Annotated in this window: 11 protein-coding genes; 3 read left to right on the top strand and 8 right to left on the bottom strand. The window is 74.7% G+C overall.

What is annotated here, in order from left to right:
• Nucleotides 1-92 precede the first annotated feature (92 nt).
• Nucleotides 93-1223: an acyl-CoA dehydrogenase family protein gene (locus tag ACIP82_RS06955; protein ID WP_363606235.1), complete on the bottom strand. Its 1131-nt coding sequence runs from the start codon at nt 1221-1223 to the stop codon at nt 93-95.
• 63 nt (nt 1224-1286) lie between these two features.
• Entirely contained in the window at nt 1287-2354 is a 1068-nt protein-coding gene (locus ACIP82_RS06950; RefSeq protein WP_400651669.1) for a cytochrome P450, read from the bottom strand.
• 1010 nt (nt 2355-3364) lie between these two features.
• On the opposite strand from ACIP82_RS06950, the gene ACIP82_RS06945 reads away from it, so the two are divergent.
• The 3 genes from ACIP82_RS06945 to ACIP82_RS06935 all read left to right on the top strand — a co-directional run bounded on the left by ACIP82_RS06945 (nt 3365) and on the right by ACIP82_RS06935 (nt 7466).
• Entirely contained in the window at nt 3365-5659 is a 2295-nt protein-coding gene (locus ACIP82_RS06945) for a molybdopterin cofactor-binding domain-containing protein (protein WP_400651667.1), read from the top strand.
• 75 nt (nt 5660-5734) lie between these two features.
• Entirely contained in the window at nt 5735-6205 is a 471-nt protein-coding gene (locus tag ACIP82_RS06940; protein WP_400651664.1) for a (2Fe-2S)-binding protein, read from the top strand.
• Nucleotides 6206-6269: 64 nt separating this feature from the next.
• Entirely contained in the window at nt 6270-7466 is a 1197-nt protein-coding gene (locus ACIP82_RS06935) for an alpha/beta hydrolase family protein (RefSeq protein WP_400651662.1), read from the top strand.
• A gap of 30 nt (nt 7467-7496) precedes the next feature.
• Here the strand turns inward: ACIP82_RS06935 and ACIP82_RS06930 are convergent, their stop codons facing one another.
• The 6 genes from ACIP82_RS06930 to ACIP82_RS06905 form a co-directional block, all read right to left on the bottom strand.
• Nucleotides 7497-8090: a TIGR03086 family metal-binding protein gene (locus tag ACIP82_RS06930; protein ID WP_400651659.1), complete on the bottom strand. Its 594-nt coding sequence runs from the start codon at nt 8088-8090 to the stop codon at nt 7497-7499.
• Between the two features lie 130 nt (nt 8091-8220).
• The gene (locus ACIP82_RS06925) at nt 8221-8976 is read right to left on the bottom strand and encodes an SDR family NAD(P)-dependent oxidoreductase (protein WP_400651657.1); all 756 of its coding nucleotides are present in this window, start codon (nt 8974-8976) and stop codon (nt 8221-8223) included.
• Between the two features lie 294 nt (nt 8977-9270).
• Entirely contained in the window at nt 9271-10092 is an 822-nt protein-coding gene (locus ACIP82_RS06920; protein WP_400651654.1) for a transglycosylase family protein, read from the bottom strand.
• Between the two features lie 552 nt (nt 10093-10644).
• Nucleotides 10645-11313 carry a response regulator transcription factor gene (locus ACIP82_RS06915; RefSeq protein ID WP_363606246.1) on the bottom strand — a complete coding sequence of 223 codons (669 nt, stop codon included), beginning with the start codon at nt 11311-11313 and terminating at the stop codon, nt 10645-10647.
• Nucleotides 11314-11389: 76 nt separating this feature from the next.
• Nucleotides 11390-13063, bottom strand: a complete 1674-nt coding sequence (locus ACIP82_RS06910) for a sensor histidine kinase (RefSeq protein WP_400651652.1) — start codon at nt 13061-13063, stop codon at nt 11390-11392.
• Nucleotides 13064-13210: 147 nt separating this feature from the next.
• A complete protein-coding gene (locus ACIP82_RS06905) occupies nt 13211-15748 on the bottom strand; it encodes a SpoIIE family protein phosphatase (protein WP_400651650.1) in 2538 nt (845 codons plus the stop codon).
• Between the last annotated feature and the right edge of the window lie 72 nt (nt 15749-15820).

The raw sequence follows: 15820 nt of genomic DNA, 5'->3' as shown, positions 1-15820 counted from the left end.
GTCGGAGGGACGGGTCGGGGTGGCGGGTCGGGGCACGGGGCGCGGATCACGGATCCGGGCCGGGAGGCGCGGGCCGGCGCCGGGGACGGACGTCAGCCGATCCGCAGCGGGCGGCCGTCCAGGAAGTCGCGCAGCGGGCGGGCCATCCGGTTCCGGGACGGCGGGTGGAAGGTCAGGCCGACGGCCGCCGACGCCAGGTAGGAGCCGTCGGGCGAGCCGATGAACGCCATGCCGCCCAGCGCCGCCAGGCAGGTCCTGGTGGTGCGGGCGATGGCGTCCTGGGCCGCGTACCTGGCGGTCAGCGCCCGGACGAGCAGGGCGTCGCCCCACTCCTCGTCCTCCATCGCGCGGGCGACCGCCTCGACCGCGAGCATCGCGGCCTCGACCCCCACCAGGTACGGGGTCGGGTCCTCCTCGGCGCCGCCCGGCCGGTTCAGGACCCGTTCCACCAGGGCGCTGGCCACCCCGAGATAACCCGCCGTCAGCAGCAGCTCGAACCAGAGGAACCCGGCCACGTTCAGCGAGTCCGGGACGGCGTCGGCGGTGACGTCGGTGAGCACCACCATCTGCGGGTCGAGTTCCACCTCGGTGAGCACCACCTGGTCGCTTTCGGCGCCGGCCAGGACCGGGGTCCGCCAGAAGGGCCGTACCTCGATCCCCGGGGTGTCGGCCGGGACGAGCGCGACGGCGAGCCGGTCGACGCCGTCCTCGTCGGCCATGGTGACGGAGGCCGTCAGCAGGTCCATCGAGCGCGAGAGGCTGCAGGGCATCTTGCTGCCGTTCAGCACGATGCGGTCGCCGCGCCGTTCGGCGGTGATGTGCGGCCGGAGGATGTTCTGGCCGGTGTTGCCCTCGGCGAAGCCCGAGGCCAGCAGCAGCCGGTCGGTCGCGACCGCCTCCAGCAGCTGGCCCTCCAGCCCGCTGCCGTACTTGGCGGCCTCGACCAGGCCGGCGACCGAGAAGTGGTGCATGGTGGTGGCCACCGCCAGCGAGGGGCAGCGGGCGCCGACGGCCCGCTGCACCCGGACGGCCTGCAACGCGGTCGCGCCCGAGCCGGCGTTCTGGGCCGGTACCAGCAGCCCGGGGCCACCGGCCTCCCGGAACGCCCGGATCGCCGGGCTGGGCGCGCTCTCCAGCTCCGCCAGCGGGTGTCGGGCGAGCGCCGCGTCGAGTCCGGGCAGGAAGGTCTCGAGCGTCGCGCGTTCGAGGTGCAGGAAGTTCACGGGAGGCCCTTCGGGGGACGGCTGTGCGGGAGTGCGGGCGGGCGGCGGCCGGCCGCCGGGCCGCTAACCGGTGGCGGCCAGGGGGAGGTCGTCGAACGAGCGGAGGCTGACGGCGGCCCGCCGCACCGGTGGGCCGGCGATCGCGAGATCCGGGAATCTGTCCAGGAGTTGACCGAGCAGGGCGGCGCCCTCCAGGCGGGCGAGCGCCGCGCCCAGGCAGTAGTGCGCCCCGGCGCCGAAGCTGAGCACCCTGGTGTCCGGCCGCCGGACGAGGAAGGCGTCCGGATCGCGGTGCCGGGCGGGATCGCGGTTGGCCGCGGCGAGCACCACGGTCACGCTTCCTCCCGCGGGCACCACCGTGCCGGCGAGCACCAGGGGGCGGGCGGCGATGCGTTCGGTCATCATCACCGGCGAGTCCCACCGGAGCGACTCCTCGACGGCACCGGGCCTGAGCGCGGGGTCGGCGCGGACCAGGGCCAGCTGGACCGGGTGGGTCAGCAGGGCGAACACCATCAGGCCGAGCAGACCGGTGGTGGTCTCGAAACCGGCGACGAACACCAGCAGCAGGAGGTCGACCAGCTCCCGCTCCGTCAGCCGCGCCTCGGGGGCGCCCCGCTGGTCGAGCAGGGCCGAGGCGAGGTCCTCGGCCGGGCGGGAACGGCGCTCGCGCAGCAGGGCGGCGAAGTACTCCCGCAGCGCCACGACCGCGCGGTCGGCGCGGTCCCAGTCCTCCGGGGTGCGCACCGGCTCCAGCAGCCGGCTGGCTCCCCGGCCCAGTTCGTCGAACTGCCCCTGCTCCTCCCGGGGGACGCCGATGAGCTGCCCGACCACCGCGACCGGGAGCGGATACCCCACCAGTTCCTGGAAGTTCGCCGCACCGCCGCCGGAGGTCGCGTCGGCGAACCGGTCCAGCAGCCCGGCGGTGATCCGCTCGACCGCCGCCCGCAGCGCCGCCACCCTCCGGGCGGTGAACGCGCCGGCCACCGGCCGCCGCAGGCGCTCGTGGTCCGAGCCGTTGCGGGCGAGCATCGAGGAGTAGAAGAAGTCCGCGGCCGGATGCCCCGGCCACTCCGGTAGTGCGTGGGCACACCACTCCCGGTCGGGCACCAGGAAACCGGGATCGGCCAGCACGCTCTGGCAGTCGTCGAACCGCGTCAGAAAGCGCGTCCCGAAAGTCTCATGATAGTGAATCGGGTCGATTCTCCGGATTTCGGCCAGCAGCGGATAAGGATTGCTCCTGCCGTCCGCCGTGAAAATCGAAAAAAGAGTCGACTCCGTATCCACCAGCCCCGCCCTCGACTCCCGCCTACCACACCGAGGCCGCCAGGCGGCGGCACGAACAGTTCGCCAATACTCCAGGGGAGGCTAGTCGAGATATACGGCGGGCGCCACGACATACGCGCCCGAATTCACCGGCATATTGATCCTATAATCACCTCTGCCATTCTCCGGGAATTCCCGGCCGGGCGGCCGGTGGCCCCGACCGGGAACGGCATCGCGGGCCGGTCGAACACCGACCGTCCGACGTCAACCCCACTCCCCCGGAGTGTCTCCACGGGCGCGCGGACTCGGTAGCCTTCGCGGGCGACCCAGGGCCGTCCACCGTCGGCCTGGGCCGGAAGGAGGCCGAATCCCATGAGTCCACCCGCCGCACGACGCCCGGCGTTCACGCTCCCGGGGGCGCGCAGGCCGGCGCGGACCGCGAATCCCGCGCCGCCCGGGGCGCCGGCGCTCCAGGCCGCAGGCCGAACAGCGCGAGGGACGCACCCGCACCGGCGGACCGGCGCGCCCGCCCCCACCCCCGCCGCGGGCGGTCCGGCCCGCCCGATACCGCCCTCATCCGTACCGGCACACGGGCACTGAACCCCCGTACGACACCCCGCGTCCGCACCCGGACGGCGGTACCGGACGCCCGACCCAATGTGTCCGGTGCCGTCCGTACCCACCCGACCCGACGTCCGATCAGATGTCCGATCGGGACCGAAACGCCCGTGTTGACCGGCCAGTAGCACGCTCCTATGCTCGTCCGCGTTCGCGTTCGCGTTCGCGATCCGGCACCGGGGCCGGGGCCGCCGAGGCCCGCCCGGCCGGAGCCGCCATCGGCTCGAAGGGCTCCTCCCATCAGCACCTCCATCGACCCAGTGGACAACGCGCGGGACGCCACGGCCCCCGAGGCCGGGTGCGGCACGGCCCGGGACGGCGTCACCCCCCGCGTCCCCGGGCCGCCCCACCGGAGGCCGCCGGCCGCCCGCCGCCGCTTCCTCACCTATCTGCTCGCCGCCCCGACCCTCACCGTCGCCGCCGGGCTCGGCCGGGACACCGCCCCGTCGGCCGCCGGCGCCGTCGGCCGCCCCGAAGGGCCTTCCGGCGGGGTCAGGTTGCCCGGCGTGTCCGGCGTCCCCGACGTGCTCAGCCTCGGCGACGCGCTCATCGTGGCCGGGCTGCCGACCTCCCACCTCCTCGTGCTGGAGATCACCACCGCCGGGCGCGCCGTGCTCCACCTCCCCCGGCTCGAAGTCGGCCAGGGCCTCACCACCAGCGTCGCGATGCTGGTCGCCGACGAACTCGACGCCCGGCTGACCGACGTGGACGTCCCGCTCTCCGACGGCCGCCCGGACCTCCTGTTCAACCAGCTCACCGGCGCGTCCAACTCGGTCCGCTCGCTGTACGACCCGGTGCGCGCCGCGGCCGCCGGGGCCCGTGCCCGGCTGGTGACCGCCGCCGCGCAGCGCTGGGGACTGCCCGCCGCCGGCCTGCGCACCGCCGGCTCCGCCGTCCTCGCCCCCGACGGCCGCCGGGCCGGCTACGGCGAACTCGCCACGGCGGCGGCCGCGATCGCCACCCCGGCCGTGCCCGCCACCCCCAAACCGCCCGACCGGCTGCGCCTGGTGGGCCGGCCGACCGGCCGGATCGACGCCCGTGACATCGTCACCGGCCGCGCCAAGTACGCCGGGGACCTGACCGTCCCCGGCGCCGTGCCCACCGTGGTCGCCCGCCCCCCGACCATCAACGGCACCCTCGGATCCCTGGACGCCGCCACCGCCCGCACCATGCCCGGCGTCCTCGGCGTGGTCACCATCCCCACCGGTGTGGCCGTCCTCGCCGAGACCTTCGACCAGGCCCTCAGGGCCCGCGACGCGCTCCGCACCACCTGGAACCCCGGCCCGCTCGCCGCGCTCTCCGACGCCGGGATCCGGACCCGGCTGCGCGCTGCCCACGCGCCGTTCCTCGTCCCGCCGCTGCTCACCCACCAGGTGGACGGCGAGTTCGACTTCGCGTTCGTCAACCACGCGCCGCTGGAGGTGCTGACGGCCGTCGCCGACGTCCGTGCCAACCGCGCCGAGGTGTGGTTCGCCTCCCAGACCCCGGTCATCGCCCAGCAGACCATCGCCGCCGAACTCGGCCTGCCGCAGAGCGCCGTGACCATCCACGTGGTGCGCGGCGGCGGCTCGTTCGGCCGGCGGCTGTTCTTCGACGCCGCGCTGGAGGCCGCACTGGTCTCCAAGGCGGCCGGCCGGCCGGTCAAGCTGATGTGGACCCGCAACGACGACATGCGCCACGGCCGGATGCGCCCGGCCAGCCACCACCGGGTCCGCGCCACGTTCAGCCTCGGCGAGGTGCTCAGCTACGAACACCGGGTCGCCACCGTGCAGACCGACTTCGGGCACGGCCTCGGCGAGTTGCTGACCGCCGCCGGCTTCAGCCCCTCGGCGGCCGGGCTCAGCGCCTCCCAGGCCTTCTTCCTGCTCAGCGAGCGGAACCCGTACGACGTCGGCGTCCCCACCCAACTGCTGTCCGAGGTACCGCTGAAGATGCACACCGGGAGCTGGCGGTCGGTGTACTCGGGCACCGTCCGGGTCGCCGACGAGATCATGATGGACGAACTCGCCCAACGGCTCGGCCAGGACCCGATCGCCTTCCGGCAGGCCAGGCTGCGCCGCCCGGAGGGGCGGGCCGTCCTCGACAGGGCGGCCCAGGCAGGCCGCTGGGGCCGCCCGATGCCCGCCGGACAGGGCCAGGGCATCGGCTACCACGAGGAGAACGGCGGGCGCGTCGCCTACCTGGTCGAGCTCGACGCCGCCGACCCGCGGCAGCCGCGCGTCACCCGGGCGGTGATCGCCGCCGACCTCGGCCAGGTGATCAACCCCCGTGGTCTGGAAGCCCAGTTGACCGGCGCGCTGGTCGACGGCATCTCGGTGATCCTCCAGGCCGGCAACCACATCGACCACGGCGCGGTCCGTGAGGGAAGCTACGCCGACTTCCGCTACGCCCGGCAGCGGCACACCCCGCCCACGGTCGAGATCCACCTCCTGCCACCGAACGGACCGCCCGGCGGCGCCGGCGAGCTGGGCGTCCCGGCGGCCTCGGCCGCGGTCGCCAACGCGTACGCCCGTGCGACCGGCACCAGCCCGCGCTCCTTCCCGATCGACTTCTGACCCCGCCCGCCCCGCGCGCCCTCCGGCACCCACGACAGCGCCGGCCGCGCCTCCCCCGAAGGGCCCGAACTCCCCATGCCCAGCCACACCTTCGTCCTCAACGGGCGGCCGGTCACCGTCGAGGCCCCCGACGACATGCCGCTGCTCTGGGTCCTGCGCGACAAGCTCGGCGTCACCGGCCCCAAGTACGGCTGCGGGGTGGGCGTCTGCCGCGCCTGCACCAGCCACCTGGACGGCGAGGAGTTCCAGCCCTGCACCCTGGCCGTCCGGGACTGCGCCGGACACAGCGTCACCACCATCGAGGGCCTGGCGGACGGCGAGACACTGCACCCCGTCCAGCAGGCCTGGCTGGAGTGCGACGTCGCCCAGTGCGGCTTCTGCCAGCCCGGGCAGATCATGACGGCGGTCGCGCTGCTGCGCCGCACCCCGGCCCCGACGGACGCGGACATCGACCAGATCCACAACATCTGCCGCTGCGGCACCTACCCCCGCATCCGCGAGGCGATCAAGAAGGCCGCGGCCCGGCGGGCAGCCACCAAGCCCTAGCCTTCGCGGTCCAGACCACCTAGGGTGATCAGCCATCAGACCGACCGATCCGAAGGGCGGATGGATGATCAGGCGCCGTTCACTGCTGGCACTCGCGGGGCTGGGCGGCGCGACGCTCGCCCTGCCCACCACCGTCGCCCAGGCCGTTCCGGCGCCCGCCCCGGCGCTTACCCCAGCACCCGCTCCGGCACCCGCCACCGGGCGGCCCCGGGCGATCACGCTGCCGGCCCCGACCGGCGACCGCCCGGTCGGCACCGTCGATCTGCACCTGGTCGACCGCTCCCGCCGGGACCCGTTCGCCCCCGTACCCGGCCCGCGCGAACTCATGGTCCAGCTCTGGTATCCGGCGCTCGGCACCGGCGGCCGCCCCCGCGCGCCGTACACCACGGCCCGGGTGGCGGCGGTCATCGACGAGATCCTGCCGGTGGACCCGGGCACGATCAGCACCGTCCGCCCGAGCGCGCACACCGGCGCGCCCGCCGTCCCCGGTCCGCTGCCGCTGCTGCTGCTCGGTCACGGCCGCACCGGCGGGCGCAGCAACTGCACCGCCCTGGCCGAGGAGTTGGCCTCCCACGGCTATCTGGTGGCGGCGATCGACCATACCTACGACGCGGCCGCCGTGGAGTTCCCGGACGGCCGGCTGGTGCGTACCGTCCTGTCGAACGACCCGCCGGACCGGGACGCCACCGAGCGCAAGGAGATCGCCGCCCGCGTGGGCGATCTCCGCTTCGTGGCCACCGAGTTGACCTCCCGCCGGCCCGGCAGGCCGTCGGTGGACCCCCGGCGGATCGGGGTGCTCGGCCACTCCATGGGCGGAGCGGCCGCCGCCGAGGCGGTCCGCCAGGATCCCCGGTTCGTGGCCGGGCTGAACCTGGACGGCGGCCTGTTCGGCTCGCCGGTGCCCGAACTCGGCCTGGACCGCCCGTTCCTGATGCTCACCTCGATCGCCGACCACGAAACCTGGCAGCGCTGGCGCGAGCACCAGCGCGGCTGGGGAAGGCAGCTGAGGGTCGGCGGGGCCGGCCATCTCAGCTACACCGACCTGGTGCACGTCGCCGTCCCCGGCGGACTGCCGGGGCACGTCCCGGCCGACCTCTACGTCGCGATCATCGGCACCCTGGCCCCGGCCCGGGCGACCGAACTGACCCGCGCGTACACCCGGGCCTACTTCGACCGGTTCCTCGGGAACCGCCGGTCACCACTGCTCGACGGCCCCTCGACGCGCTTCCCGGAGATCGAGTTCCGCTGGAGCCACGGTTAGGGCTCGCCCGGAGAACGCCCGCCCGGGGCGTCACCCCCGCCCCGGGTCGCGGCCGAAGAAGCCGGCCAGCCGGTCGTAGGGCGGCGCGTCCGCCGGAACGGCCACCTCTGGGCCGAACGAGTGCTTCTCCTCCTCACCCCGGTACTCGGGCCGCAGCGCGCCCCGGGCCCAGGCCAGCGAGGCGCTCGCCACCTCGTGGTCCAGGCCGTCCGTGGACTGCCCGGTGGCACGCGCCAAGTCCCAGCCGTGGACGGCGAATTCGGCGATCTGCTGGTCCACGGGGAAGCGGGCGGGCAGCTCCCCGACGCCGGGCACCACCACGACGCCGCCGAGGTCACCGGCCCGGCGCCAGGCCTCGACCAGCTCCTCCGCGCCGGCCTCGAAGGCGTGCAGCCAGTCGTCCTCCACCCGTTCGAGGGGCTGCGACCAGTCGGGTTTGCCGCCGTTCGCCCGGACGGTGAACTGCCGCAGGTCGAAGAGGAGGTGGCTGATCAACTGGCCGACGTCCCAGGACCGGCAGGCCGTCGGATGGGTGGCCAGCTCGACGCCGGCGCCGTCGATCAGCCCGGCGGTCTGGGCGAGCGCCCGGGCGAGCAGCTCGATCGGGTCTTCCGCTGCGGTCATGGCGCACCTCTCGGGTTCGGGGAGACAGGTCGAACCGGGCGATCGTAAACGCGGCCGCCGACCACCGGCCCGGCGCGACACCGCCGGGCCGGTCCTCGCCCCCGCTCCCCGCCCCGCCCCTCTCAGCGCGTCAGGCCGCGAACCCGCCGTCCACCGCGATCTCCGCACCGGTGATGTAGCGGCCGTCCTCGCCCGCCAGGTGGGCGACGGTGGCGGCGACATCGGCGCCCCGGCCGAACGTGCCGAGGGCCGTCAGTTCCCGCTGTGCCTCGGCCGCCGGGCCGTCCGCCGGGTTCATGTCGGTGTCGATCGGCCCGGGGTGGATCAGGTTGGCGGTGATCCCGCGCGGGCCCAGCTCCCGGGCCAGCGCCTTGGTGAGCCCGATCATCGCGGCCTTGCTGGTCCCGTACAGCGTGGCACCGGGGAAGGCGACCCGCTGGGCGATACAGCTGCCGATGGTGATGATCCGGCCGCCCTCGCCCAGGTGGACGGAGGCCGCCTGGGCGAACAGGAACGGTGCCCGGACGTTGATGTCCAGCACCCGGTCCACGTCGTCCGCCGCGAGCTCCGCGATCGGGCCGAGCACGCCGATCCCGGCGTTGTTGACCAGGATGTCGAGCCGCCCGAAGCGCTCGGCCACCGCCGCCACCACCGCCCGGACGTCCTGCGGGTCGGCGCTGTCCGCGCGCACCGCCCAGCCGCGCCGCCCCATCCCCGTGATCTTGGCCGCGACGGCCTCGGCCCGCTCCGCGCCGCCCCGGTAGGTCAGCGCGACATCGGCGCCCTCCTCGGCCAGTCGCAGCGCCACCGCCTCCCCGATCCCCCGGCTGCCGCCGGTCACCAGGGCCACCTTGCCGTCGAGCCTCGCCTGAACAGAAATCGTCATATCAGCAGAACTCCTCATCATGTTCTCGGACATGAATCGATCTTCTGCCGACTCCGGCCGAAGGTCCGGCGGTATTCGGACGTCGAGTTCAAGCTTCAACAATCACCTGGCGCGCCGCGCCCTGGCAGTACGGGACCACCGCGGGCTGCCCGGGTTCACCGCGCTACCGGAGACCACGATCGAGCCGGTCGGCTCGCCCGTCGCCCGTCGGCCGGGGCACCCGGCCGACCCTGACCGCAGACCGAACAGCCGCCCCTCGTCGGGGGCGGCCGCTCGCACCGTTCGGATCGGGTGTCAGATGCTCAGGGTCTGGCCAGGGTAGATGAGGTCCGGGTTGCCGCCGATCGCCCTGACGTTCTTGGCGTACAGGCTCGCGGTGTCGGTGCCGAACCTGGCCGCGATGCCGCTCAGGGTGTCGCCGCTCCGGACGGTGTAGCCGCCGCCGGAGGTGTTCGTCTGCCCCTGGGCCGGCTTGGCCGGCTTCGCGGCGCCCTGCGCCTTCCCGGCCTGCGCCTTTCCGGACTGCGCCGAACCGGACCCACCGGAGGTGTTGGTCTGCCCCTGCGCGGGCTTGGCCTGCTGCGGCGCCTTGGACTTCGGGGCCTTGGCACCGGCCGGACCCTGCGCGGCCGACCGGTTCGAGGAGCCCGTCGAGCCGTTCCTGGCGGAGGAACCCGCCGAGGTGTCGACGGCCGCCGGGGCGCCGCCCTTGCTGAGGCCCGCCTTCCGGGAGCAGACCGGCCAGGCGCCCGGCCCCTGCGAGGCGAGGACCTTCTCCGCGACCGAGATCTGCTGGGCCCTGCTGGCCTGGTGGGCCTGCGGCGCGTACGCGGTGCCGCCGTACGCCTTCCAGGTGGAGGAGGTGAACTGCAGTCCGCCGGAGTAGCCGTTACCGGAGCTGATGTTCCAGTTGCCGCCGCTCTCGCACTGGGCGACGGTGTCCCAGGCGGAGGCGGGAGCGGCGGAGGCCGAGGTGGCCGTGACGAGGCCGGCCACCGGAAGGGCCGCGACGGCCCCGCCGACCAGGGCCAGACGGGCACGACGGCGGCGCGTTCCGGCGGGGGTGGCGTTGGTGGGGGTGCTGGTGGCAGCGGCGTTCTCGTGACGGAAAGTCATGAAAATCCTCTCGACAAGCCCCGGGCGGGCAGACGGAACCAGGCCCTCGCCGGGGCCGTCGTCGCGCTCACCTCACTCGTCGGGCGGTCACGCACGTGTCCGACGTGCCCTGCCGCCGCCGCCACCCCCGCTCGCCGACGGCCTGTTCGAGCCGATCGCGTCGACGGGCACGGCCCTGACGCCGGGGGTCGGCCGGCGGGCTGTGCGTCGGGGGTGAACCCGGGTGGTGCTCGTTGCACCGCCAATGAAGCTACGGGCCGTTCGGGGCCACTTCAAGCAATTCCTGGACGCTGCAGGTCAGTTGACCGTTACCGGCGGTATTGATCGAGAAAGTGTGCCCGAATTGACAGCTTTTGACCATACTTTCACGATCAAACGATCAATTTCCGTGCCCTCACTCACACCTGCCGGCCCGTGAGAGCGCCCACACCATCGACCCTCCGCGACGCGGATCCCACACACCGTCACCGGGGCCACCGGAGTTCCCGGTTCCGCGCCGGATCGCTGTGGCATCCGCCACGTCCGCTACGCACCGTGTCCGAACGATGCCCCTCAGCCGACCCCGTCCAGCCCCGCGTCCCGTGCGAGCAACGCCGCCTGCACCCGGTTCTCACAGCCCAGCTTGGCCAGGATCCGGCTGACGTACGTCTTCACCGTCGCCTCGCTCATATGGATCCGGGCCCCGGCGTCGGCGTTCGACAGACCCTCACCCAGCAGTGCCAGCACCTCCAGTTCACGCTCGGTGAGCACCTCCAGCCGACGGCGTGCCGCGGCGGCCCGGGCCGCGACCGGACCGGTCCGGCCCCCGGCCAGCGAGTCCACGATGTGCCGGGTGGCCGCGGGCGAGAGGAAGGCGTGCCCCGTGGCGGCGGCCCGCACCGCCTGGATCAGCTCGGCCGGCGCGGTGTCCTTGAGCAGGAACCCGGCGCCGCCCTCGGTCACGGCTCGCAGCACATTATCGCGCTCCCCGAAGGTGGTGAGAATCAGCGCGCGTGCGCCGGGCGCGACCCGGGACAGTTCCCCGAGCGCCGTGAGCCCGTCCATCACCGGCATCTGGATGTCGAGCAGGACGACGTCCACCCGGTGGGCCCGGGCCAGTTCCAGGGCCTCCCGGCCGTCGGCGGCCTCCACGACCACGTCGATGTCGTCGGCGGAGGACAGGATCATCCGGATCCCGGCCCGGATGAGCGGCTCGTCGTCGGCGACGAGGACTCGGATCACTGCTGGTCATCCCCTTGAACGGTGCTGGCGGCAGCGCTGGTGCCGGTGCCGTGCACCATCCTCACACCCCCGGCGCTCACACCTTCACCGGGTAGTTCTCCTTCTCGACCAGGACGCCGTCCTTGAAGCAGAACCTGATGACGTTGTCCTCACCCATGTGCCCGGAGGGCTCGTCCGACATGAAGTACCGACAGGTGGTGCCCGGCGGCGGGGTCGGGCCGCTGCCCTCCCAGTCCTTGCTGAAGAAACGGTTGCCCTTCGGCAGCCGCTCCTCGACCCCGGCCTGGTCCGTGCCCACCTGGATCGAGTCGAACACGCTCTTCTGCACGGTCACGCCGTCGATGCCCCGGACGAAGGCCACCATGCCCCAGACCAGCAGGCCCAGCACGATGAGCACCACGGCCGTCCCGCCGGCCGCGCAGCCGATCGCGGGGCTGCGCCGGCGCCGCGCACCGGCCTCCCCGTCGGCCGCGGGCAGGGTGTCCAGTTCCCACGGCTCCGCGCCGCCGATGTCGGCGGCCTGGTCCGCCGCCCCCTCGTACGGCAGTACGGCGGCGAGCCGGAAACCCGCCTCGGGCGTCGGCCCGGCGTGCACCATCCCGCCGACCAGCCGGGCCCGCTCCCGCAGACCGGTCAGCCCCTGCCCACCGCTGACGGCCGCCCCCGCACCGGCGCGCACACCGACGAGCTCCGGCGCGCACGGATTGGCGACCTCCACCACCAGCGCGTCCGGCTCATAGCGCAGCGCGACGCTGATCGGCGCGCCGGGCGCGTGCTTGTGCGCGTTGGTGAGCGCCTCCTGCACTATCCGGTACGCGGCGTTGTCGACCGCGGCCGCCAGCGGGCGCCGCTCGCCGTCCCGGCCGAGCGAGACGGTCGTCCCGGCCGCCCGCGAGAACTCCACCAGCCGCTCGATCCCCGCCACCCCGCCGGTCCGGCCGCCCCCGGACGCCGCCGGCCCGGCGGCCACCACGGGCGCGGGCGCCGTGGACTCGTCGTGCAGCACCCCGACCACCTCGCGCAGCTCGCGCATCGCGGCGACGGCGGCCAGCCGCAGCACGCCGACCGCCTCCCGCTGCCGGTCGGTCAGGGTACGGTCCACCTCCAGGGCGCCGGAGTGGACGGAGATCAGGGCCAGCTGGTGGCCCAGGCTGTCGTGCATGTCCTGGGCGATCCGGTGCCGCTCACGCAGCCGCGCCTGGTGCGCCACCATGGTGCGCTCGCGCAGCAGTTGGTCGTTGCGCTCGCGCAGCGCGTCCAGCAGCGCCTGGCGCTGGGCCCGGTACCGGCCCCAGAGCGCGGGCAGCACGGCGAGCACCAGATAGCCGCCCAGCCCGAGCCCGATGATGAGCTTCAGCGGCGCCGCGCCGGCGTCCTTCACCACGCCCGCGTACGTCATCAGCAGGAACCCGCCGGTGAAGGAGCCGATCAGCGCCCAGAGCCGGTGCATCCGGGTACCGGCCGACCACCCCGCGCAGACCAGCAGCGGAAACGTCCCGCCGAACCAGCCGCAGGCGGCGGCGGTGATCACCAGCACGGTGCCGGGCAGGCCCCTCCGCAGCAGGAACAGCGCGGCGATGCCGGGCCCCACGAGGAGCCAGAGACCGGTCCTGCCGATCAGCTCGATCGCCGCCGCGAACACGCCCAGCAGCAGGGCGAACCCCAGCTCGCGCACCACCAGCCAGCGCCGCCAGGGCCCGGGAAACGCCGTCCGTACCGCCCTCGACCAGGCCTTCGCTATCGCGTCCACCCGGTGAGGCTAGCGGTGCGGCCCGGGGCCCGCCGCCACCCTTCGTCGCGACCCGCCCCGACGAAAGTCGCACCTCACCGCAGCCGCGGGCGCCGGACGGCCCCACGCGAACCGGGGCCCGACCGGGCCCGGAGCCAACCGGCCCGCTCACCCGTACGCGGTGAGCAGCAGCGCCACGTCGTCCACCCGCCGCGTCGAGCCGACCTCGCGCAGCAGCCGCTCGGCCAGCCGCTCCAGCCCGTCCGCCGTCCCGTCCGCCGCCCGGCCCGCCACCCCGGCGGAGCGCGCCAGCGCGGCGCACAGCCGGTCCACGCCGTGGTCGATCGCCACCGCCGGGTCCTCGACCAGCCCGTCCGTGTAGAGGGCGAGCACCGAGCCCCGTAGCAGCCGCAGCTCGCTGACGGGGTACTCGGCCCGCTGGTCGACGCCGAGCAGCGGGCCGCCCGCCACGTACAGCGCCTCGGCGCGCCCGCCGGGGTGGCGCAGCACCGGCGGGAGGTGGCCGGCCCGGGCGATCAGGGCGGTGCCGTCGGCTGGGGTGAGCCGTACCAGGCAGCAGCTGGCGAGCAGCCCGGGGTCGAGGTCGAGCAGCAGCTGGTTGGTCCGGGCGAGCACCTCGTCCGGCGGGTGCCCGCCGGTGGCGAAGGCCCGGACGGCGCTGCGCAGCTGGCCCATGGTGGCGGCGGCGCCGACGCTGTGACCCTCGACGTCGCCGATGACCAGGCTGAGATCGCGGCCGGTGACGATGGCGTCGTACCAGTCGCCGCCGATCTCCATGCCCTGGGTGCCGGGCAGATAGCGGGCGGCGGTCCGGACGCCCTCCAGGGACGGCAGCCGGTGCGGCAGCAGGGCCTGCTGGAGGCCGCGGGCGAGGGCGAACTCGGCGTCGTAGAGCCGGGCGCGCTCCAGCGCCTGGGCGATGAACCCGCCGAGGGCGGTGAGCATGCCGCGCTCCTCCGGGGAGAACGCGCGGGCCTCGTCGAAGCCGAGTATGCAGCTGCCGACCGGGTGGCCGGAGGCGATCAGCGGCAGGAAGGCCCAGGCGCCCATCTCGTCGAGGGGGATGCCGGGGTAGGCGGCGGCGAGCGCGTGGACGGACTCGAAGAAGATCGGCGTGCCGGTGCTCAGGGTTTCGGCGCCGGGCACCCGGGCGCCGGTCGGGGTGCCCTCGAAGCGGTCGAGGAAGCCGTCCGGGTAGCCGCTCTGGAAGACCAGGTCGAGGCGTTTGTCGCAGACGTTGTAGATGGCGAGCTCCTGGCCTCCGAAGGCCGGCAGGATCTCGTCGGCGACGGCCCGGCAGACCTCGCGGACGGTGACGGCCTCGGTCAGCGCGCTGGCCAGCTGGAGCAGGTGGTGCATCGCGCTGAGGCCGGTCCGGGCGGCGGCCGGGGGGTCGGGCTCGGGCCCGGCCGTGCCGGGGGGCGGTTCGGCGGCGACGACCCGGCCGGTGACGCCGTGCGCGTCGGGGTAGAGGGAGAAGGCGAGCCAGCCGTCCGGCGGGTGGGCGGCGAGGAAGGCGGTCGGCCGCTGGGAGAGCATCGCGGCCCGGTGGCGGTTCTCGTAGACCGGGTCGGAGAGCCAGGGCAGCACGTCCCAGGGGTGGTGGCCGAGCAGGTCCTCGCGGCGGGCGTGCAGCAGCAGTTCGACGCTGTGGTTGGCGTAGACGATCCGGCCGTCCGGGTCGAGCGAGAGGACACCGTCGCGCAGGCGTTCCACGGCGGCCGCGGCGGCGGTGCCGGTCCGGGTGTCGAGGACGGCGCCGACCAGGTGGGTACGGTCATCCGGCCCGTCGCCCTCGGGGACACGGCCCCACAGGTCGACCGGGCAGGGGTGGCCGTCGCGGTCGAGCACCCGGATCCGGGCGGCCAGCACCCGGCCGCGGTTCAGCGCGCCGCGGAGGGCGGCCCGGAACTCGGCCCGGTCGCCGGGGGCGATCCGGGCGTCCACGGTGGCGGCCCGGCCGTCGAACCCGGCGGGGTCCAGGCCGAAGATCTCGCAGAACTGGTCGTCCGCCGAGAGCGCCCCGGTGGCCGCGTTCCAGTCGAACAGGCCGAGCCGGGTGGTCGGCGCGGACGGCGGCGCCAGCTCGGCCACGGCCGTCCCGCCGTCCGGCTCCACCGGGTGCCCGGCCGCCGCCAGCCCGGCCAGCCCGGCCCCGAGCCGGTCGGCCACCGCCCGCAGCTGCCGCCGTGCGCCGTCCGGCACCCCGTCGGCCGAGGCCGCCCAGAGCACGTTGAGCACCCCGTACGTCTCCGGGCCCGCCCTGACCGGTACGAAGGCCGAGGCGAAGTCGTACGGCATCCCGACGGCGAGCTGCGGGAAGCGTCGCATGGTGTCCTCGGTGTCGGCCAGGACGACCGTGTGCCCGGTGCGGAAGCTCACCGCCACCGGCAGCGGCCCGGCGGCGGCCACCCGCCGGAACGGGCTGATGACCGACAGCGGCACACCGGCGAGCGTGCAGAGCGTCAGCGAGCGCCGGTCGCGCGAGCGGAGGTAGACCATGGCGCCGTACGCGTCGGTGCTGCCGAGCACCGTGCGGACGGCGGTCGCGAGCAGCTCGTCCCGTTCGTCCGCCGTCCCGTCGGCGGCACCGCTCTCCCCTGGGCGGCGCAGGTCGGGTCGCGCGGCCCGGGTACCGCCGGTCACATGCGGACCGTCCCGGTCCGCCGGCACACCCTGGCGCATCCTCTCTTGCTACGCCCGGGTCAAGGGGCTGTCAAGGCGGGGCCGGGCCTCCCCCGGCGGGCCGCCCCGCCA

The organism is Kitasatospora sp. NPDC088548 (assembly GCF_044753005.1).
Taxonomy (GTDB): Bacteria; Actinomycetota; Actinomycetes; order Streptomycetales; family Streptomycetaceae; genus Kitasatospora.
The sequence above is the reverse complement of the archived record's forward strand: the minus strand, read 5'-3'. Positions and strand labels throughout refer to the sequence as shown.

What these genes read in the sequence shown, in the direction of transcription:
- ACIP82_RS06940 (WP_400651664.1), top strand. Translation starts at nt 5,735, where the DNA reads ATGCCCAGCCACACCTTCGTCCTCAACGGGCGGCCGGTCACCGTCGAG.
- ACIP82_RS06935 (WP_400651662.1), top strand. Translation starts at nt 6,270, where the DNA reads ATGATCAGGCGCCGTTCACTGCTGGCACTCGCGGGGCTGGGCGGCGCG.
- ACIP82_RS06930 (WP_400651659.1), bottom strand. Translation starts at nt 8,090, where the DNA reads ATGACCGCAGCGGAAGACCCGATCGAGCTGCTCGCCCGGGCGCTCGCC.
- ACIP82_RS06925 (WP_400651657.1), bottom strand. Translation starts at nt 8,976, where the DNA reads ATGACGATTTCTGTTCAGGCGAGGCTCGACGGCAAGGTGGCCCTGGTG.
- ACIP82_RS06920 (WP_400651654.1), bottom strand. Translation starts at nt 10,092, where the DNA reads ATGACTTTCCGTCACGAGAACGCCGCTGCCACCAGCACCCCCACCAAC.
- ACIP82_RS06905 (WP_400651650.1), bottom strand. Translation starts at nt 15,748, where the DNA reads ATGCGCCAGGGTGTGCCGGCGGACCGGGACGGTCCGCATGTGACCGGC.